Origin of the sequence: Labedella populi (genome assembly GCF_004078655.1) — a bacterium.
GTDB lineage: Bacteria > Actinomycetota > Actinomycetes > Actinomycetales > Microbacteriaceae > Labedella > Labedella populi.
Window position 1 is genome coordinate 291,969 of record NZ_RZNC01000001.1, and the last position, 20,078, is coordinate 312,046.

Annotated in this window: 20 protein-coding genes; 15 read left to right on the forward strand and 5 right to left on the reverse strand. The window is 70.0% G+C overall.

Translation table 11 applies throughout. The features are described from left to right. The first annotated feature begins 20 nt into the window (after positions 1-20). Together ELQ92_RS01485 and ELQ92_RS01490 are read left to right on the forward strand one after the other, a co-directional pair. On the forward strand, positions 21-1,406 hold the full coding sequence (locus ELQ92_RS01485; protein WP_128497190.1) for a glycine--tRNA ligase: 1,386 nt from the start codon (positions 21-23) through the stop codon (positions 1,404-1,406). A gap of 102 nt (positions 1,407-1,508) precedes the next feature. Continuing rightward, the gene (locus ELQ92_RS01490) at positions 1,509-1,841 is read left to right on the forward strand and encodes a DUF4190 domain-containing protein (protein WP_128497191.1); all 333 of its coding nucleotides are present in this window, start codon (positions 1,509-1,511) and stop codon (positions 1,839-1,841) included. Positions 1,842-1,926: 85 nt separating this feature from the next. Here ELQ92_RS01490 and ELQ92_RS01495 read toward each other — a convergent pair whose 3' ends face one another. Beyond that, positions 1,927-3,417 carry a glutamyl-tRNA reductase gene (locus tag ELQ92_RS01495; protein WP_128497192.1) on the reverse strand — a complete coding sequence of 497 codons (1,491 nt, stop codon included), beginning with the start codon at positions 3,415-3,417 and terminating at the stop codon, positions 1,927-1,929. Positions 3,418-3,508: 91 nt separating this feature from the next. On the opposite strand from ELQ92_RS01495, the gene hemE reads away from it, so the two are divergent. The 5 genes from hemE (at position 3,509) to ELQ92_RS01520 (ending at position 7,312) form a co-directional block, all read left to right on the forward strand. Next, on the forward strand, positions 3,509-4,642 hold the full coding sequence (hemE, locus tag ELQ92_RS01500; RefSeq protein WP_128497193.1) for a uroporphyrinogen decarboxylase: 1,134 nt from the start codon (positions 3,509-3,511) through the stop codon (positions 4,640-4,642). Continuing rightward, a complete protein-coding gene (hemG, locus tag ELQ92_RS01505) occupies positions 4,639-6,150 on the forward strand; it encodes a protoporphyrinogen oxidase (protein WP_128497194.1) in 1,512 nt (503 codons plus the stop codon). Before hemE ends, hemG begins: the two co-directional genes overlap by 4 nt. A 164-nt stretch (positions 6,151-6,314) precedes the next feature. After that, positions 6,315-6,644, forward strand: a complete 330-nt coding sequence (locus ELQ92_RS01510; RefSeq protein WP_128497195.1) for a hypothetical protein — start codon at positions 6,315-6,317, stop codon at positions 6,642-6,644. A gap of 10 nt (positions 6,645-6,654) precedes the next feature. Then, positions 6,655-7,083, forward strand: coding sequence for a phage holin family protein (locus tag ELQ92_RS01515; protein ID WP_128497196.1), 429 nt, complete (start codon positions 6,655-6,657; stop codon positions 7,081-7,083). Then, entirely contained in the window at positions 7,070-7,312 is a 243-nt protein-coding gene (locus tag ELQ92_RS01520) for a DUF3618 domain-containing protein (protein WP_128497197.1), read from the forward strand. Before ELQ92_RS01515 ends, ELQ92_RS01520 begins: the two co-directional genes overlap by 14 nt. Positions 7,313-7,358: 46 nt before the next feature. On the opposite strand, the gene ELQ92_RS01525 is transcribed toward ELQ92_RS01520, so the two are convergent. Next, positions 7,359-8,000, reverse strand: coding sequence for a TSUP family transporter (locus ELQ92_RS01525; RefSeq protein ID WP_166426666.1), 642 nt, complete (start codon positions 7,998-8,000; stop codon positions 7,359-7,361). 77 nt (positions 8,001-8,077) lie between these two features. On the opposite strand from ELQ92_RS01525, the gene ELQ92_RS01530 reads away from it, so the two are divergent. From ELQ92_RS01530 to ELQ92_RS16430, 8 genes are all read left to right on the forward strand, one after another. Then, positions 8,078-9,544, forward strand: a complete 1,467-nt coding sequence (locus ELQ92_RS01530) for a flotillin family protein (protein WP_128497199.1) — start codon at positions 8,078-8,080, stop codon at positions 9,542-9,544. Positions 9,545-9,764: 220 nt separating this feature from the next. Next, entirely contained in the window at positions 9,765-10,490 is a 726-nt protein-coding gene (gene hemQ / locus ELQ92_RS01535) for a hydrogen peroxide-dependent heme synthase (RefSeq protein WP_128497200.1), read from the forward strand. After that, on the forward strand, positions 10,490-11,749 hold the full coding sequence (locus ELQ92_RS01540; RefSeq protein WP_128497201.1) for a ferrochelatase: 1,260 nt from the start codon (positions 10,490-10,492) through the stop codon (positions 11,747-11,749). Before hemQ ends, ELQ92_RS01540 begins: the two co-directional genes overlap by 1 nt. Next, entirely contained in the window at positions 11,692-12,729 is a 1,038-nt protein-coding gene (gene hemC / locus ELQ92_RS01545; RefSeq protein ID WP_128497202.1) for a hydroxymethylbilane synthase, read from the forward strand. The genes ELQ92_RS01540 and hemC overlap by 58 nt, the downstream gene beginning before the upstream one ends. Positions 12,730-12,742: 13 nt before the next feature. After that, entirely contained in the window at positions 12,743-13,534 is a 792-nt protein-coding gene (locus ELQ92_RS01550) for a uroporphyrinogen-III synthase (protein WP_128497203.1), read from the forward strand. Positions 13,535-13,607: 73 nt separating this feature from the next. Further along, positions 13,608-14,582 (forward strand): porphobilinogen synthase, encoded by a 975-nt coding sequence (gene hemB / locus ELQ92_RS01555; protein WP_128497204.1) that lies wholly within the window; start codon positions 13,608-13,610, stop codon positions 14,580-14,582. Further along, entirely contained in the window at positions 14,579-15,907 is a 1,329-nt protein-coding gene (gene hemL / locus ELQ92_RS01560) for a glutamate-1-semialdehyde 2,1-aminomutase (protein ID WP_128497972.1), read from the forward strand. Before hemB ends, hemL begins: the two co-directional genes overlap by 4 nt. Before the next feature lie 107 nt (positions 15,908-16,014). Then, positions 16,015-16,932 (forward strand): hypothetical protein, encoded by a 918-nt coding sequence (locus tag ELQ92_RS16430; protein ID WP_208004203.1) that lies wholly within the window; start codon positions 16,015-16,017, stop codon positions 16,930-16,932. Positions 16,933-16,962: 30 nt separating this feature from the next. Here ELQ92_RS16430 and ELQ92_RS01570 read toward each other — a convergent pair whose 3' ends face one another. From ELQ92_RS01570 to ELQ92_RS01580, 3 genes are all read right to left on the reverse strand, one after another. Further along, positions 16,963-17,994: an MDR family oxidoreductase gene (locus tag ELQ92_RS01570; protein ID WP_128497205.1), complete on the reverse strand. Its 1,032-nt coding sequence runs from the start codon at positions 17,992-17,994 to the stop codon at positions 16,963-16,965. Positions 17,995-18,055: 61 nt separating this feature from the next. Beyond that, entirely contained in the window at positions 18,056-18,874 is an 819-nt protein-coding gene (locus tag ELQ92_RS01575; protein WP_243694807.1) for an ABC transporter permease, read from the reverse strand. Then, positions 18,871-19,767, reverse strand: a complete 897-nt coding sequence (locus ELQ92_RS01580) for an ABC transporter ATP-binding protein (protein WP_128497206.1) — start codon at positions 19,765-19,767, stop codon at positions 18,871-18,873. Before ELQ92_RS01580 ends, ELQ92_RS01575 begins: the two co-directional genes overlap by 4 nt. Positions 19,768-20,078: the final 311 nt, after the last annotated feature.

Sequence of the window (20,078 nt, forward strand, 5' to 3'; positions counted from 1 at the left end):
CACATCCCAGGAGTTCTCCCGTGGCATCAGCCAGCCGCCTCGATTCGGTCATCGCCCTCGCCCGCCACCGCGGGTTCGTCTTCCAGGCGGGAGAGATCTACGGAGGTTCTCGCTCCGCGTGGGACTACGGGCCCCTCGGCGTCGAGCTCAAGGAGAACATCAAGAAGCAGTGGTGGAAGTACATGGTGACGCGTCGTGACGACGTCGTCGGCCTCGACTCCTCCGTCATCCTGCCCCGCCAGGTGTGGGTGGCCTCCGGCCACGTCGGCGTCTTCACCGACCCGCTCATCGAGTGCCTGCACTGCCACAAGCGCTTCCGCGAGGACCACCTCATCGAGGCCTTCGAGGAGAAGAAGGGGCGCTCGCCCGAGAACGGCATGCTCGACATCGTCTGCCCCAATTGCGGCACCCGCGGCGAGTGGACGCCCCCGCGCGACTTCAACATGATGCTGAAGACGTACCTCGGGCCCGTGGAGGACGAGTCCGGCCTCCACTACCTCCGCCCCGAGACCGCTCAGGGCATCTTCGTGAACTTCGCCAACGTGCTGCAGTCCGCACGCGTGAAACCGCCGTTCGGAGTCGGCCAGATCGGTAAGTCGTTCCGCAACGAGATCACACCCGGGAACTTCATCTTCCGCACGCGCGAGTTCGAGCAGATGGAACTCGAGTTCTTCGTCGAACCCGGAACCGACGAGGAGTGGCACCAGCACTGGATCGACTACCGGATGAACTGGTACACCGACCTCGGCATCGACCCTGAGAACCTGCGCCTCTTTGAGCACCCGCAGGAGAAGCTCTCGCATTACTCGAAGCGCACCGTCGACATCGAGTACAAGTTCGGCTTCACGGGCAGCGAGTGGGGTGAGCTCGAGGGCGTCGCGAACCGCACCGACTTCGATCTCACGACGCACGCCGAGCACTCGGGCAAGGACCTCTCGTACTTCGACCAGACGAAGAACGAGCGCTGGGTCCCGTACGTCATCGAACCCGCAGCCGGCCTCACCCGCTCTCTCATGGCCTTCCTCGTCGACGCCTACGTCGAGGAGGAGGTGCCGAACGCCAAGGGCGGCATGGACAAGCGCACGGTCCTGAAGCTCGACCCGCGTCTCGCGCCCGTCAAGATCGCCGTCCTCCCTCTCAGCCGGAACGAGGCCCTCTCGCCACTCGCCCGCGAGGTCGCCGCGACGCTCCGCGACCAGTGGAACGTCGACTTCGACGACTCGGGCGCCATCGGTCGCCGCTACCGGCGGCAGGACGAGATCGGGACGCCGTATTGCGTCACGGTCGACTTCGACTCCCTCGAGGACAACGCCGTCACGGTGCGCGACCGCGACACGATGGCACAGGAACGCATCTCGATCGACGCGTTGTTCGGGTACCTCGCGGAACGACTCCGCGGAGCCTGATCGCTCGTGCCCATGGGGAGTACCACCCATACGGGCGCGTTGACAGTGATTCCCCCGGGCTGCCACGCTTGTCCGGAATCCCCCACCTAAGGAGACACCCCCATGTCCGACCCCAACGCGTCGAACCCCCCGTCCTACCAGCCCGCGCAGCCCTACCAGGGTGGCGGAGCCCAGGGCTACGGCCAGCCCCCGCAGTCGCAGAAGACCAACCTCCTCGCGATCCTGTCGCTCGTCGGTGCCTTCGTGTTCTCGCTCGCCGGCCTCATCCTCGGAATCATCGCGCTCAAGCAGATCAAGCAGACGGGTGAGCAGGGGCGCGGCCTCGCCCTCGCCGGCATCATCATCAGCTCGATCGGTATCGTGCTGGGGATCATCTGGGCGATCGTGGTCATCGTGGCTATCGGCTCGGCCGGGGTCGGCTATACCGAGATGTGATCGTTCCGTTCGGAACCTGAAGCGCCCGCAGCTACACGGCAGCGGGCGCTTCTGCGTGTCCGGCGTGCAACGGCTCGTGAACGGCCTAGGCCGGGAGCGCACCCTGTTCGCCGTCGGCAGCGCCATCGGTTGAGAGGCTCACGTCGATGCCGAAGAGGGCGTCGAGCGCGTCGATGTACCTCTCGTGGTCGCCGGCATGGGCGGCGTCGCGCGCACGCACCATCGGGGTATGGAGGAGGACGCCTGCGAGGTGCCGCAGCGCCTGCTCCGTCCGGCCGTCCTCGTCGCCACGTGACCGTGCGCGGTCGATCTCGGCGTCGAGGATTCCGAACACGTGCTTGCGGAGCGCGACGACCGCCGGGGTCAGGGTGATCTCGTCGGAGACGGTCGTGTACTTCTCGGCTGCACGGCTCACCATGCGGCGCGCGACGTCGGTCGCCTGGAGCTCCTCGAGCGGAGCATGGATGCGGATCGTCTCGAGGTCGAGGAGTTCGACGCCGTGCACCGACGCGACCGAGGGGTCGACGTTACGGGGGAGGCCCAGGTCGATGACGAGCTGGCGCGCGACGTGCGCCGGGCACGTCGTCGCATCGTCGGCGTGCGTGTTGGCGCCGTCCGACGGAGCGCCCCCGTCCTCGTCGAGGACGACCTCTGCGACGGTCGACTCCGTCGCGGGGTCGACGACCGAGACGGACGCGGTGACGGGGTGGAGCGGTGCCGACTCGCCGACGGTGCCGTGTGCGGCCACGACCGTGTGCTCGGCGCCGATCTCACGGCGGCCCTGCTCGAGGATCGAGGCGTCGAGGACGGAACCCGACGCGGTCGTGCACGTGACGACGAGGTCGGCGAGAGCGGCCTCCCGAGCGAAATCGGCGGCTTCGACGAGGCGGATGCCGTGCCGGGCGGCGAAGCGCTCGCCGCGACCGGACGGCGAATAGACGCCGACGTCGGTCGCTCCGCGGTCGGCGATCGCCGCGAGGCTCGCGCCCGCGTACGCTCCCGTTCCGACGAGGAGGACGCGCACGCCGCTCCAGTCCTCGACGCGCGACTCGGCCAGATCGAGAGCGAGGCGGACGAGCGAGCGGCCGGCGCGACCGATCGGCGTGCTGTTCTTGACCCCGCGGGAGGTCTGCGACGCGCGCTGGAACGCTCGCTCGAGATCGGACGACGTGGTGCCGGCGGCGCGAGCGCGCTCGAGGGCGCGGCGCACCTGACCGGCGATCTCGCCCTCGCCGACGACGACGGATTCGAGCCCGGACGCCACGGCGAAGAGGTGTTCGGCGGCACCCCGGCCGATGTGCATGTCGAGGGTCCCGGTGAGCTCGTCGCTCTCGAGGTCGGTCGAACGGCGGATCGCATCGACCGTGGCCTCAAGGGCCTTCTGCTCGATACCCGTCGCGGGCTCGTCCACGTCGATGTAGGCCTCGAAGCGATTGCAGGTCGCGACGACGACCGCGCCCGCGAGGCTCTCGTCGTGACTCGTGATGCGCTGGGCGATGGTGCCCGGGTCGACGGCGAGCCTCTCGAGGAGGTCGAAGCTGGCGTTCTTGTGATTCGCCGTCAGACAGATCAGCACCGGACCATTCTACGCGGCGTCGAAGGCGCTCGGTGCCCCCGGTTGACACGCGGTCGAGGCCCGGCGGGTCGGGTGATGGGAGGATGGAGGGGTGAAGCTCGACCAGAACCATCCCCTCGTCGCCGGCCGCACGAGCACATCCCGCCTCGTCAGGGCCTACCGCGGCGACCGTCCCGAGGTGACCCCGGTCTGGTTCATGCGCCAGGCGGGGCGATCGCTACCCGAATACCGGGAGCTGCGCGTGGGCACCCGCATGCTCGACGCGTGTCTCACGCCGCCCCTTGCGAGCGAGATCACGCTGCAGCCGATCCGGCGGCACCACATGGATGCGGCCATCTTCTTCTCTGACATCGTCATCCCGCTCAAGCTCGCGGGCGTCGACGTCGAGATCGTCCCCGGCAAGGGCCCCGTGCTCGGGAAGGCCGTTCGAACGGCCTCCGATGTCGACGAACTCGTCGCCCTCGATCCCGCTGTGCTCGACGTCGCGCTCGAGCCCGTGCGGGAGGCCGTGCGCCTGACTGTCGCGGAACTCACGGAGAAGCACGACCACACACCGCTCATCGGATTCGCGGGCGCCCCCTTCACCCTCGCGGCGTACCTCGTGGAGGGCGGACCGTCGAAGGACCACATCCACGCGCGCACTCTCATGCACGCCGAACCGGACGCGTGGGCGAAGCTCATGGCGTGGACCGCCGACATCACCGGTCGGTTCCTCGAGGCGCAAGTGCTCTCGGGCGCCTCCGCCGCTCAACTCTTCGACTCCTGGGCGGGGGCGCTCTCACTCGCTGACTATTCGCGTTTCGTCGCCCCGGCCTCGGCGGCGGCGCTCGAACGCGTGCGGTCACTTCACATCGAGCCTCTCGACGGCAGCCCTGCCCAGTCCGTGCCCCTCGTGCACTTCGGCGTCGGGACGGGCGAGCTCTTGAAAGCGATGCACGACATCGGGGCCGACGTCGTAGGTGTCGACTACCGTGTGCCGCTGGACGAGGCCAACCGTCGTCTGGGCGGTATCGTGCCACTGCAGGGCAACATCGACCCGGCGCTCCTGTCGGCACCGTGGTCCGTGCTCGAGGCCCACGTCGTCGACGTCCTCGAGCGGGGCGCGTCGGCTCCGTCGCACATCCTCAACCTCGGTCACGGCGTTCCGCCGGAGACGGATCCCGACGTCATCACGCGCGTCGTCGAGTTCGTCCACGCGTACGAGAGGCCGCGGCGAGACGCATGAGTGGCACGGAGGCGGCCGCTCCGGTCGGCGACGGGCGCTGGGAGCCGCAGCACGTCGTCGTGATCGGCGGCGGCATGGCGGGTCTCGTCGCCGCGCTCGACTGTGCGCGCGTCGGTATCCGTGTGACGGTCCTCGAGGGCTCCGATCACGTCGGCGGCGCGTTGCGCGCCGAGGAGGTCGGCGGCCTCCAAGTGGAAGTGGGGGCGGAGAGCTACGCGACCCGAGGTGGCACCGTCCGGGCGCTCGCCGAAAGCGTCGGCCTCCGCGACAGCATCGTCACGCCGAACCCGGAGGGCGCCTGGGTCGCTGCCGCGAAGGGCCGGATGGCTCCGTTGCCGAAGGCCGGAATCCTCGGGATCCCCTCCAACCCGCTGGCCGACGACGTCCGAGCGGTCATCGGGTGGAGTGGTGCGCTGCGCGCCTACCTCGACCGCATCATGCCCGTTCTGACGGTCGGTACCGAGCACGACCTCGGCGCGCTCGTGACACGCCGGATGGGCCGTGCCGTGCGCGACGACCTCGTCGCCCCCGTGACGATGGGCGTCTACTCGTCCGACCCCGAGGCGCTCGACGTCACCTTCGCCGCGCCGGGGCTCAACCGCGCGCTCACGACGGCCGGGTCGCTCTCGGGCGCCGTGGCGACGATGCGCGCCGCCTCTCGTGCGGGATCGAACGTCGAGGGGGTCATCGGCGGCATGTCGGCGCTCGTCGATGCGATCGTGCACGAGCTGCAGCACTCGTGGGGCGTGGAGATCCGCCGGGATGCCCCCGTCTCCGCGCTCGAACGTGACGGAGACGGCTGGGCCGTCTCGGTCTCGGGCGATTCGTCCGCTGGTCGTGAAGAGGGGGAGGGCCTCCACGCGGATTACGTGATCGTCGCGATCCCCGAGGCCCCCGCCCTCGACCTTCTCGCGGAGCTCGATCCGTCGCTCGCCGACATCGAGCCGCTCGAGCCGCCGCGTGTCGACCTCGTGACCCTCGTGCTCGACGACTCCCGTCTCGATCGGCACCCGCGCGGCACCGGCATGCTCGTCTCGCCGACGGCCGGACTCACGGCGAAGGCCATGACGCACGCGACGGCCAAATGGTCGTGGCTGGAGGAACGCGCTCGCGTTCTCGCGCAGCACCGCCACGTCCTGCGTGTCTCGTTCGGGAAAGCGGGGGAGGACACGGTCGGCGGGTTGAGCGACGACGAGCTCGTCGCCCTCGCGATCCGCGACCTGTCGACGATGCTCGGGTTCCCGCTTGATCCCGCGTCGATCGTCGACTCCCGCCGGACGACCTGGGCGGGTTCCATCCCGGGGGCGGTCACCGGTCAGCGGGCGCGCTCGGAGTCGGTGCGGGAGCGGATCCTCGAGATCGAGGGTCTCGACGTCACGGGCGGCTGGCTCGCGGGCACCGGTCTCGCCGCCGTCGTGCCTGACGCGCTCGCCGCCGCCGGCCGCATCCGCCACCGGGTCGCGCAGCGTGTGCTGGGCGACATCGCATCGGGCTCCTCCGGCTCCTGACGCGAGTCGGCCCGGTGGCTCTACCGCATTCCACGAGCGGAATGCAGGGGGTGGGCGGCCGGACGCCGATGCGGATACGCTGGAGTCCCTGGCCCCGGCGCGTCCGCTTCCGTGTGATGCCCGCCATGGGACCAGTCGATGGACGCCGATCGGACGGAGACGCTATGAAGGGCAAGATCCTCCTCGTGACGGGGCTGGCAACGGGGTACGTCCTCGGGGCTCGTGCTGGACGCGGACGCTACGAGCAGATCAAGGCCAACTGGCTGAAGCTGTACGAGACCGAACCGGTGCAGAAGCAGGTCCGCACGGTGCAGGGCTTCGCGAAGGCCCGCGTGAGCGCCGTTCCGACGACTCTGTTCTCGGGCGCGAAGACCGTCGTGAAGATCGTCCGGAGCAACCGCTCGCCTGGGCAGAAGCTCGACGACACCCTCGGCGAGGTCGGCGACGTGAAGGACGAGATCGGCGACATCGCCGACGACTCGTCGTCGCGCTGAGCCGCCGATCATGAGTCGGTACACGACGGAGACGCCGGGGCGTCGCTCGAAGGAGCAAGTCCCCCTCCTCGAGCTCATCAAGTCGGTGCCCGGGCTGCTCAAGAGCCTCGTCACCGTCGAGCTCGACGGCCTCAAGGTCAAGGCGAGCCACATCGGCAAGAACGCGGGCATCGGCGCGGGACTCGTTGTCGTCGCGCTCATGTTCCTGTTCTTCGCCCTCGGCACCCTCGTCGCGGTCGGCATCCTCGCGCTCGCGCTCGTGATGCCCGCGTGGCTCGCAGCGCTCATCGTGTTCGTGGTGTTCCTGCTCATCGCGGGAGTGCTCGTGCTCATCGCCCTCCACTATTTCCGCAAGATCAGCGAGGGCCCGAGCCCGTCCGACGAATTCCAGAAAGACATCCGAGCAGTGAAAGGGGTTGGGGAGTATGACCGGCACTGACAACCCGAGCGCCGAAGAGGTGCGCGCCGAACTCGTCGCGACCCTCAACGCGATCGAGGACAAGCTCAATGTTCCGAAGCAGGTCGGCAAGGCGACCGATCGGGCGAAGGCGAAGATCGCGGAGCTCCGCGAGGAGAACCCGCAGGCGCTCGTCGGCGGAGCGGCCGCTGTCGCGCTCGCCGTCGGGGCGGGCGTCTGGGCTGTGGCCCGCGCGGTGCTCAAGCGCTAGCGACTCGAGAAGGACATGACGGCGGGCGCCGTCGTGCAGGGGGGTCTCAGAGATCCGCTGCGCCCGCGACCACGCTCGCAACTGCGCCGGCTCCCGCGGCGACGAGCATGACCCGGCGCGCGCTCTTCTGAGACGTCCTGCGAGCGAGCCAGGGACCGATCGCCGTTCCCGCGATGATGACCGCGGTTGCGCCGATCCACCCTCCGGCGGTGAATCGAGGCGGGTCGAAGCTCCCGACGACGCCGAGTCCAACGATCGTCGCCCCGCAGAGGATCGTGAAGACGAATTGCGCGCTCGCGGCGAAAGCCGCGGCGGGCCAACGAGCGAGAACCGCGAATACTGACAGCGGCACGCCCCCGACGCCCGCCACGACATTGACTGCTCCAGCGGCGACGCCCGTGGAGGCGACGGCGGTGAGAGGGGGTGTGGCCTTCGCCTCATGCACGGGCCGGCGTGATGCGTCGAGAACGACGACCGCGAGGAGCAATGCGAGCGTCGTGCCACCGATCGCGACTTGGAGCGGCGCAGCCGGAAGAAGGGCATGGACCGCGACACCGGGGATGACGCCGACCGCCCCACTCGCGGCGAGCGGAACCGCGATCCTCCATTCGACGGCGCGCCACTGCTGGACGAGGAGCAGGAGAGATGTCCCCGCTCCGAAGATGATGACCGCATCCGGTATCCGCACAGGGGACGACTGCCCGTGTACCGGAACCTGCCCTCCCGATAGGCTGAGCGGACCGCCCACCAACACTCTGGAGTGTCATGGACCTGCTCGCCATCGCGTCGATCCCGATCATCATCGCCGTGGTGGTGATCATCATCATCCTCGCTCTGTTCACGAAGAGCCGGTACAAGATCGCGAAGCCCGATGAGGCGATCATCGTCACGGGGCGCAAGGCCAAGAAGACCATCGGGGCCGACGGCCGCACGATCACCGACCTCTCCGGTCAGAAGGTCGTCCAGGGCGGCGGCGTGTTCGTCGTCCCGTTCCTGCAGCGCCAGTTCTCCCTCTCGCTACGTTCGCGGGCGATCGGGATCCAGGGTGTGGCGCAGACGCGTAACGGCGTCACGATCCGTGTCGAGGCCGTCGCCGTCGTGAAAGTCGGCGACAGCGACGGGGCCATCCGCTCCGCCGCGCAGCGCTTCCTCGGCCAGGACCAGCACATCGAGCCCTTCACGCAAGAGGTCCTCTCCGGTTCGCTGCGGTCGTCGATCGGTAACCTGACGGTCGAGGAGATCATCCGCGACCGCGCCGGTCTCGCCGAGCAGGTGCTCGAGGCCGCCCGCACATCGCTCCTCAACCAGGGTCTCGACGTCGACACGTTCCAGATCAAGGAGATCGCGGACGACAAGGGCTACATCACCGACCTCGGTCGTCCCGAGCAAGCCCGCGTCCGCCAGGCCGCCGAGATCGCCGAATCGCAGTCGGCGCGCGCATCCGAGCAGGCACGCATCGAGGCGGCGGAGGCCATCGCCGACGCCAACCGCGAACTGTCGCTCAAGAACGCGTCCATCAAGACCGAGACCGACGAGGCCATCGCGCGGGCCGAGGCCGCGAAGCCGCTCGCCGAGGCCACCGCGCAGCAGGGCATCCTCCAGCAGCGCGAGATCACGGCCGTCCGTGAGGCCGCCCTGCGCGAGCAGCAGCTCAACGCGGAGGTCCGCAAGGTCGCGGACGCCGAGTCGTACCGCATCCGACAGATCGCGGAGGCCGACGCCGCGAAGGTCGTCGCCGAGGCGAAGGCCGACCGCGACCGTCGTATCGCCGAGGCCGAGGCCACGCGCGCAGAGGGTGAGGCTGAGGCGGCCGCGATCCTCGCCAAGGGTGAGGCGGAGGCCCGGGCGACCGAGCTCCGCGTCGCCGCGCTCCGCAACGAGTCCGAGGCCCTCCTGCAGCAGCGCGCGATCGAGATCCTGCCGCAGATCGCCCGCGAGCTCGCCGCCCCGTACGGCTCGATCGACAACCTCACGGTCATCTCCACCGACGGTGCGTCGAAGCTCTCGAACGACGTCGTCAACAACGTCACGCAGGTCTCGACGCTCCTCAAGGACGCGACGGGCATCGACCTCACGAAGCTCTTCAACGGTGCCACCCGGCGCTCGGGCGACGCGGGCGGCCAGAGCCTCGGCGACCTGCTCGGCGGCGGCAGCGGCGCCGGCGGTGGCACGGTCGGCGGCTCGACCGACTCGACGCCGGAGACGGCGGACGCGGCGCCGCAGCAGCACTAGGCGACACTCACCTACGCACGACGGAACGCGCGGTCCCCCCGGGGCCCGCGCGTTCCGTCGTCTTCGCCCGACTCGCCCCGGCCCCCCGAAGTAGTGCGTTTGTGCGTAGTGCGACCGTTATACAGGGCGATATGCGCACAAAGCGACTACCCGGCGGCTCTCGGCGCCAGGGGGACTCGGCGCTTTGAAATCTTTCAGGGTTAAGAGGGAGGATGGAGGCATGACTCACCCGGCCTCCGACGAGGCAGTCCTCCCTTCTCCCCACACCGAAGAACCCGACGTCGGACCGTCCGGTTTCACCCTGTGGGCGATCCTCCGTCGCAACCCGGATCGGGCCTCTGACGTGTCCGCCCCCGCGGTCTCGGAACTCGAATCGGTCGTCGACGTGCTCGACACCGACGGCGTCACCGTCCGCGGCTTCTACGACGTCTCGGGCATGCGCGCCGACGCCGATCTCATGATCTGGCTCCACGGCGACACCGCCGAGGCGCTCCAGGCCGGACTCCGTGCGCTGCGCCGCACGACGATGCTCTCCGACCTGCTGCCGACGTGGAACGCGATGGGCGTGCACCGCGACGCCGAGTTCAACCGCCAGCACGTCCCCGGTTTCCTCCGTGGGAAGGAGCCGCTGCAGTGGCTCTGCCTCTACCCCTTCGTGCGCAGCTTCGAGTGGTACCTCCTGCCGGAGGAGGAGCGCCGCGCGATGCTCGCGGAGCACGGGCGCAAGGGCGCGGCGTTCCGCGGCGTGCTCGCGAACACCGTCGCGTCCTTCGCGCTCGGGGACTACGAGTGGCTGCTGCCGCTCGAATCCGACGACCTCGTCGACCTCGTCGACCTCATGCGTGACCTGCGTGCGACGGACGCTCGCCGCCACGTGCGCGAAGAGGTGCCGTTCTTCACGGGCCGCCGCATCCCGGCCGCCGAGGTCGCGGAGGTGCTGTCCTGATGGCCGCCCGCAACCTCGGAAGCACCGACGGCAGCTTCGACGCCTTCACCGCGAAGCTCGCCGCGGAGGACGCGGCGACCCCTCTCGTCCCCTCGGCGTCGCCCGCCGCCTCGTCTGGCGCTCCGCACGTGAGCGAGCCGACGACCTACGACGCGATCCTCCTCGCAGGCTTCGGCGGCCCGGAGGGGCAGGACGACGTCATCCCCTTCCTCCGCAACGTCACGCGTGGCCGCGGCATCCCGGACGAGCGTCTCGAAGAGGTCGCGCACCACTACCGCCACTACGGCGGTGTGAGCCCCATCAACGACCAGAACCGCGCACTGAAGGCGGCCCTCGAGTCCGAGCTGGCACGCCGCGGCATCGACCTGCCGGTGCTGTGGGGTAACCGCAACTGGACCCCCTACCTCGAAGAGGCCGTCAGCGAGGCGAACGAGCGCGGCTTCACGCAGCTGCTCGCGATCGCGACGAGCGCCTACTCCTCCTACTCCGGCTGCCGCCAGTACCGAGAGGACTTCGCTCGCGTCCTCGATGAGACGAACCTCGCCGGCACGGTCCGCATCGACAAGGTCCGTCAGTTCTTCGACCACCCCGGTTTCGTGGGACCGTTCATCGACGGTGTCCGCAATGCCCTCACGACCCTCGAGGGCCAGATCGACGGACTCGACGTGGCGACCGAGGTCGAGGTGATGTTCACGACACACTCGATCCCCGATGGGGACGCCGAGCGCTCCGGCCCGCGCGACCGCGACTTCGGCGGGCGCGGCGGCGCGTACGGTGCTCAGCACCGTGCCGTCGCGGGCGTCATCATGGAGGCCGTGCGTGCCGAGCGCGGTGAAGGCGGCGTGCCGCCGTGGCAGCTCGTCTTCCAGTCGCGCTCCGGACCGCCCACCCAGCCGTGGCTCGACCCCGACATCAACGATGCGATGGAGTTGCTGCCCGCCGCCGGTCGTCGTGCGGTCGTCATCGTGCCGATCGGCTTCGTGAGTGACCACATGGAGGTGCTCTGGGACCTCGACAACGAGGCGACGGACACGGCGAAGCGCCTCGGGCTCGCGTCGGTGCGCGTCGCCACGCCGGGCACCCACGACGACTACGTCGCGGGACTCGTCGACCTCGTCCTCGAGCGGGTCAACGGCACCCCCGCCGAGGAGCGCCCGGCCACGACGGAGCTCGGCCCCTGGTTCGATGTCTGTCGCCCCGGATGCTGCGAGAACGCCCGTCTCGGCTTCAAGCCGGCCGTCGCGGGGGTGGCGCCGTGACCCTCCGGATCGGAACGCGCGGCAGCGCGCTGGCCCTCGCCCAGTGCGGCGACGTCGCGGAGCTCATCACCGAACGGACCGGCATCGTCACGGAGCTCGTACCGGTGACGACCCACGGTGACGTCTCGCAGGCGTCGCTCTCGAGCCTCGGCGGCACGGGCGTCTTCGCCTCCGCGCTCCGGGAAGCGCTCCTCGCGGGAACGTGCGACGTCGTCGTGCACTCGATGAAGGACTTGCCGACGGCGCCGTACCCGGGTCTCGTCATCGCAGCGGTGCCGATGCGTGAAGACGCTCGCGACGCCCTCTGCGCGCGCGACGGACTCACCCTCGACGAGCTCCCCGCGGATGCCCGCGTGGGGACCGGATCACCGCGCCGCGCGGCGCAGCTTCTCGCCCGTCGCCCCGACCTCACGGTCGTCGACATCCGCGGGAACGTGGACACGCGGCTCGGGTTCGTCACGTCCGGCGAGCTCGACGCCGTCGTGCTCGCCGTGGCCGGGCTCTCGCGCCTCGAGCGCACGGGTGCGATCACGCAGATCTTCGAACTCGACGAGTGGCCCACCGCTCCGGCGCAGGGAGCGCTCGCCGTCGAGACCCTCGCGTCGCTCGACCGGGCCGGCGAAAGCGAGGTCGCCCGGGCGCTTCGCGCGATCAACGACGCCGACGCGTTCGTCGCCGCAGAGGCCGAGCGTGCGGTGCTCGCGGGTCTCGAGGCCGGATGTTCCGCACCCGTCGGTGCTTCCGCCGTCGTCGCGGTCGACGGTATCCGCCTCACGGCCAGCGTGTACGCTGGGGATGGATCGTCTTCCGTGGCGAATGACGCGCAGGCGGTCCTCCCGAACCTCATCGATCCGAGAGCTTCGAGCCACCCCGACGGAAACGGCTTCGACGCGCGGATCGCGACGGCGAGCCGGATCGGTTTCGAACTCGCCGCGTCCCTGATCAGCGCCGGCGCCCCCGGTCTTGCAGCACGACCTTAGTGAGGACCACCGCATGACGGCACACGCCCTCGTGGCCAAACCCCTCAAGGGGTGGCGAGTGCTCGTTCCACGCGGGGGTCCCTGGGGAGACGGCGTCGCGGCCGATCTGCGTGCGCGGGGTGCCACACCCGTTGTCGCACCCATGATCAACTTCGCGCCGACGGAGGACCCGGCGGCGTTGCGGGCGGCACTCGATGCGCTCAGGGCCGGCAAGTTCGATTGGCTCACCGTCACGAGCGCGACGACCGTCGACGTGCTCTACTCCGAGGGTGTGCGGATCCCGCCGACGACGAAGATCGCCGCCGTCGGTGAGACCACGGCCGCCGCGCTCCAAGCGGTCGGCTATGCGGTCGACCTCGTACCGGCGCGCGACAACTCCGCACGCGGCATGCTCGACGAGCTCAACGCCCTCGAGCCGAATCCCCGCCGGTTCCTCACCCTCCGCTCCGAGATCGCGAAGCCCCTGCTCTCGCGCGGGCTCGTCGAGGCGGGCCACGATGTGCTGTCCGTCGTCGCCTACCGCACGATCGGGGAGCCCGTCGACGACCGCGTCGTCCAGGATGTGCGTTCCGGTCGCATCAGCGTGATCCTCGTGACGTCCGGAAGTGTCGCGGAACAGGTCGCGAGCCAGTTCGGCCCTCTGCCCGCCTCGACCGTCGTCGCCGCGATCGGTCCCCGCACGGCGAAGGACGCGCGAGCCGTCGGCCTCGAGGTCGCCGTCGTCTCCCGCGAGCAGACGGTCGCGGGCCTCATCGACTCCGTCGTCGAGGTCGTCGCCGACCGCGACGTCCCACCCGTCTCCTGACGAGCGACATACCGTGGGGAGGACGGCCGGCCGCGCTGACCCCGCGCCCAGGGTGTCGCCGTAGGCTTGAGGTGTGACTTTTCCCGAGACCCGTCTGCGCCGACTGCGCACGACTCCCGCGCTCCGTCGCCTCGTGGCGGAGACCCGCCTGCACCCTGCCGAGCTCGTCCTTCCCATGTTCGTCCGTGAGGGCGTCTCCGAGCCGCTTCCGCTCGGATCGATGCCCGGGATCCTCCAGCACTCGATCGACTCCCTGCGTCGCGCCGCGAACGAGGCGGCCGAGGCCGGCGTCGGTGGTGTCATGCTCTTCGGTGTCCCCGAAGTCCGCGACGCCAACGGGTCGGCCGCCTGCCGGGCGGACGGGATCCTCAACGTCGCGACGGAGGCCGTCGCAGCCGAGGTGGGCGACGCGATCGTCGTCCAGACCGATCTCTGCCTCGACGAATTCACCGATCACGGCCACTGCGGAGTCCTTGACGCGAACGGCGCGGTCGACAACGACGCGACCCTCGTGATCTACCGGGAGATGGCGCTCGCCCAGGCGCGCGCGGGCTCCCAGGTCCTCGGACTCAGCGGCATGATGGACGGGCAGGTCGCCGCCGTACGCGAGGCCCTCGATGGCGAGGGCTTCCACGACACCGCCATCATGGCGTACTCCGCGAAGTACGCCTCCGCCTTCTACGGGCCGTTCCGTGAAGCCGTCGACTCGCAGCTGACAGGTGACCGCCGCAGTTACCAGCTCGATCCGGGCAACCGCCGCGAGGGACTCCGCGAGGCGATCACCGACATCGAGGAGGGCGCCGACATCGTCATGGTGAAGCCGGCGATGAGCTACCTCGACGTCCTCGCCGATGTCGCTGCGGCGAGTGACGTGCCCGTCTGGGCGTACCAGGTGTCGGGGGAGTACTCGATGATCGAGGCCGCCGCCGCGCACGGCTGGATCGACCGCAACCGCGCCATCCACGAGTCGCTCGTCGGTATCAAGCGCGCGGGGGCCGATGCGATCCTTACCTACTGGGCGACCGAGGTCGCGGGGTGGCTGAAGTGAGCCACGTCAACCAGGACCTGTTCGACCGCGCACGCAGCATCATCCCCGGTGGCGTGAACTCGCCGGTGCGGGCCTTCGGTTCCGTCGGCGGAACCCCCCGGTTCCTCGTGGAGGCGCACGGCGCGACCGTCGTCGATGCGGAGGGTCGCGACTACGTCGATCTCGTCGCCTCGTGGGGACCGGCCATCCTCGGACACGCGCACCCGGAGGTCGTCGCGGCCGTTCAGGAGGCCGCGGCCCGCGGGCTCTCCTTCGGTGCGTCGACGCCGTCGGAGACGGAACTCGCCGAGGAGATCGTCGGCCGCCTCCGTGCCGCCGGACCATCGCCGCTCGACAAGGTGCGGCTCGTCTCGACGGGCACCGAGGCGACGATGACGGCGATCCGGCTCGCCCGCGGTGCGACGGGTCGGGACCTGCTCGTGAAGTTCGCGGGTCACTACCATGGCCACTCCGACTCGCTGCTCGCTGCCGCGGGTTCGGGGCTCGCGACGCTCGCCCTCCCGGGTTCCGCCGGTGTGCCCGAGGCCGTCGCGCGGCAGACGCTCGTCGTGCCGTACAACGACGAGGCCGCGCTCGAAGCCGTCTTCGCGGAGCACGGTGACAGCATCGCCGCCATCATCACGGAAGCGGCGCCCGCGAACATGGGCGTCGTCCCGCCGAAGCCCGGCTTCAATGCGTTCATCGTCGACCTCGCCCACCGCCATGGAGCGCTCGTCATCATCGACGAAGTGCTCACGGGTTTCCGTGTGGGACCGGCCGGGTACTGGGGCGTCTCCCGCCGCGACGCGGTCGACTACCAGCCCGACATCTTCACGTTCGGCAAGGTCGTCGGCGGAGGTATGCCTCTCGCGGCATTGGGCGGCCGCGCGGAGATCATGGACCTGCTCGCGCCGCTCGGACCCGTCTATCAGGCCGGCACTCTGTCGGGGAACCCCGTCGCGGTCGCCGCAGGCCTGACCACGCTCCGGCTTGCGACGGACGAGGTCTACTCGGCTCTCGACAAGGTCGCTGACACCGTCTCGATTGCCGCATCTGCGGCACTCACCGAGGCCGGCGTCGAGCATGTCGTGCAGCGCGCCGGCAACCTCTTCAGTTTCGTCTTCTCCGCCGAGACCGCGCACGACTACGCGGCCGTGCAGAGGCAGGAATCGTGGCGGTATCCAGCCTTCTTCCACAGCATGCTCGACCACGGGGTGTCGCTGCCCCCGAGCGTCTTCGAGGCGTGGTTCGTCACCGCGGCTCACGACGAAGCGGCGGTGTCGCGGATCCTCGACGCGCTCCCGCACGCCGCTCGAGCAGCGGCGGCGGCGCGTCCGGCCCCCTGATCGCGGCGTCGCGCCAGCGCATTCCGACGGGCGCATACAGCGGCGTCGTTATGTGTTTGTGAGCTTTCACAACGACGCCCCGAACGCAGCCACGGCAGACTAGGAACATGGCCAGCATCCACCTTCACTCCGATCGACTCGAGATCCGGTTGACGGCGGCGGAGAAGGCCCTCTCGCTCCGACGCGAGAACGTCGAGATCCCCCGCTCGAGCATCCGGTCGGCGACACTCACCGACGATCCGTGGATCTGGGTGCGCGGCGTACGCGGCAAGGGGGCGGCGATTCCCCTCACGCTCGCCGTCGGCCAATGGAAGTCACACGGTGGAACCGATTTCCTCGTCATCAAGAAGGGGTCCCGCCCCGCGGTGGTCCTTGACGTCGTCGATGCCGAGTACTCGCGCGTGATCGTCTCGACCAACCACGGCGCGGAACTCGTCGCGGCCCTCCGCCTGGCGGAGGACGAGGCGCGCGCGAAGAAGGTCCGCGCGACGCGCGTGCGTACCGTCAGTCCCCGTCCGATCGCGGTGCGGGCGAAGGCCGAGGCGGCGAAGGTCGAAGCGGCGAAAGCGAAATCCGACGCGAGTGCGGCGAAGCCGAGTGGCCGCTCGTCCGTCGCGAAGAAGGCGGCGGGCAAGGGCGAGGCGGACGCGCCGGTGGTGAAGCCGGCGAAGGCGACGAAGGGCTCGAAGGCCGCCGGCGCAGCGGCCTCGGCCGAAGCGCCGGCCGCGACGAAGGCGACGAAGGCCGCGACCAAGGCCGCGACGAAGGTGCCGGAGGGTTCGCGTACCGACACGAGGCCATCGCCACGGGGGTCCCGCTCCACGAAAGCGTCCGACACGACGAGTGGAGCACCGGCGAGCTCGGACACGACTCCGGCGAAGCGCCGGACACGCGCGTCGAAGCCCGCAGAGTCTGCGGGCACCGCGACGGGGAGCACCGAGCCCGCTGGGGCGGACGGCGTGGAGGCCGAGGCTGATCAGTCGACGGCCGACGGTGCCGGCGACGCCGAGGTCACGAAGGACTGAGAGTCGGAGCCGGCACAGTGCTCCTGACCGTCATCCGCCTGTCTCGATGACCGTGCGCCCGCGCACGCCCCCCGACAGGACGCGCTCGGCGACCTCGCGGGCAGCGGAGAGGGGGACGACCGAGGTCATCCCGTCGAGTGTGCTCAGGTCGATGTCGCGTTCGAGACGTCGCCACGCCTCCTCACGCTCGGTCCGTGTCGCCTCGACCGAGTTGATCCCGGTGACGGTGACTCCGCGCAGGATGAACGGGAACACGCTTCCGGCGAATTCGGCGCTTTGTGCGTTCCCACACGCGGCCGCGATACCGCCAGAGCGGAGCTGCGCGACGGCGTTCACGAGCGTCGGGCCGCCGACGGCGTCGACCACGGCCGCCCAGCGCTGCGCCTGCAGGGCCTTGCCGGGCGCGCTGAGCTCCGATCGGTCCATGACGGTGCTCGCACCGAGATCCCGGAGAAAACCGGACTGGGTCGCCACCCGCCCGGTCGACGCGGTCACCTCGTAACCCGCTCGCGCCAGCAGCGAGACGGCGAGGGAGCCCAGCCCTCCTGCGGCACCGGTCACGAGGACGGGGCCGGATGCCGGAGTGATGCCGTGATGCTCGATTTGTCGCACCGCGAGCGCGGCCGTGAAGCCGGCGGTTCCGATGGCCGCAGCATGCCGGGTCGTCATCGCGGCGGGGACCCGCACGAGACGGCTCCCGTCGACGTGGGCACGACCGGCGAGGCCACCGTGCAGCGACTCCCCGTGGCCCGCACCGTTGAGCGTCACGAGGTCGCCCGGGCACCAGCGCGGGTCGCTCGTCGAGAGCACGACGCCGGTCAAGTCGATCCCCGCGATGAGCGGCACGCGTCGAACGACGCCCGGCACCCCCGTGAGCGCGAGGGCGTCTTTGTAGTTGATGCTCGAGTAGTCCACCCGCACGGCGGTGTCGGGGTCATCGCCTCCCGACCCGCTTGCCGCGAGCTCGTCGAGAACGTCGGCGTCGACGGTCTCGAGGGACGCACTCCGGGAGCGTGCGTCGTCGTCGGAGCGGCGTACGACCCATGCGGGAAACCTCTGCATGGCCTCAGCCTACGGGCGAGCCCGGTCGACGCCGTTCGAGGACGAGCGGCGCTCGACGGGATCAGGTGACGTCGCGGCGCCAGGTCGTGAGCGCACCGATGACCGTGAGTACGGCTGCGATGCCGGCGAGCACGAGTGCCCCCACCCACCAGTCGAGGGACTCCTGGCCCGGCGCCATGGCGCTGAAGACGCTCGCGCCGACGAGTGCATCGCTCGCCGCGCCGGGGAGGAAGCGCACGATGTCCCCGATCCAGTCGGCCAGGGCGCCGACCGACCGGAGGACGGGTTCGACGAATTGAGTGAACGCGATGACGATCACGATGACCGCGACCTGATTCGTGACGACCGAGCCGAGCCCGATTCCGACGGCCGCCCACAGGGCCATCGCGAGGACGAGCCGAGCGAACAGCGCCCACGTGTCGCTCGAGCCGAGTTCCGTGTCGATGTCGAACAGCGCGAGCGCCCCGGCACCGCCCCCGACCGAGGCGACGAGCCCGATGACACCGAAGAGCGCCCCGAAACCGAGCAGGACCACGAGCTTCGCCGCGAGTACGAGTCCGCGCCTCGGGGTCGCGAGGAGCGTGGGCGTGAGTGTCTGGTGGCGGACCTCACCCGTCACGGCGAGGGCGCCGAGGAGTACGGGGAAGACGTAGCCGATCGAGCTCGCGAACGAGTAGAGCAGCGGTGCCAAGCCGGTGGTGGGGATCTCGCCCGTCGTCCCGCCGGGCAGGCTGCCGCTCGAGCCGGCGCCGAAGAGTGCGCCGAGGCCGCCGGAGAGGACGAGGACATAGACGAACAGCACGAGCGCGAGGACCCACCACATCCGCGTGGTCGTGATCTTCGCGGTCTCGGCGCTGACGGTGCGCAGGAACGTGCTCATCGGTTCCCCTCCACGAGGTGCAGGAACGTGTCCTCGAGTCCGGACGACTGCCGTTGGAGCGAGCTCAGCGGGATGCCGGCCTCGAAGGCGGTCCGGCCGACCTCCTCGGCCTCGACGCCGGCCACGATCAAGCCGGACCGGGCCCGTGTGACCGCGTAGCCGGCGGCCGCCAGCGCGTCGCCGAGCGCCGACCGGTCGGGGGCGTCGACCAGAACGCTCACGCTGTCACCGGCGGAGAGGCTCGCGAGAGTGCCGGAGTGGACGAGTTCGCCGCGGGCGATGATGACGACGTCGTCGACGCTCTGCTGCACTTCGCTGAGGAGGTGGGACGACACGAGCACCGTGCGTCCCTCCGACGCGAGCGCGCGCAACAGCGAGCGGATCCACTTGATGCCCTCGGGATCGAGCCCGTTGATCGGTTCGTCGAGGACGAGCACGCCGGGGTCGCCGAGCAGGGCGAAGGCGAGTCCCAGCCGCTGGCGCATCCCGAGCGAATAGCCGCCGACGCGGCGGTCGGCGAACTCCGCGAGTCCGACGAGCCCGAGCACCTCGTCGACGCGGGAGCGTGCGATCCCCGACGCCGTCGCGGCGACGCGGAGGTGGTTCCGAGCGGTGCGTCCCGGATGGAAGCTGGCAGCCTCGAGAGCGGCGCCGACGGTGCGCAGCGGCGAAACGAGCTCGGAGTAGGGGACGCCCCCGAAGGTCGCGCGTCCCTGGCTCGGACGCACGAGCCCGAGCAGCATCCGCAACGTCGTCGTCTTGCCAGCTCCGTTCGGGCCGAGGAAACCCGTCACCCTTCCAGGTTGCACCTGGAAACTCAGCGCGTTCACGGCTGCGACGGGTCCGAAGCGCTTCGTCACTGCTTCGATGTCGATCGTCCGCACGTCCGTCATCGGCCGCCTCCTGAATCTCGGGCTCGTCGGGGGCCCGGAAGTCGTGGCCCCAGTCTGCCCGACACGGGTTGCGAACGCCTCCTCCCGTTGGGGGAGACCGTGCGAGCCGGGGTGATCGCCGGAGGGGCCACCGCACACCGATCCGTCTGATGCGACACCCCGGCGCGGGTGTGTCACCTGTTCAGGGGTCGAGGGGGGTGGTTTCCCTTTTCTGGGCGGGTGAACGTGCCGTTCGCACCTCGGCCCGTCCGCGCGGGGGCGGGTTAGCTGGGACACGGCCGAGAGGGTAGGACTGTGTCTCGGCGCCGCTA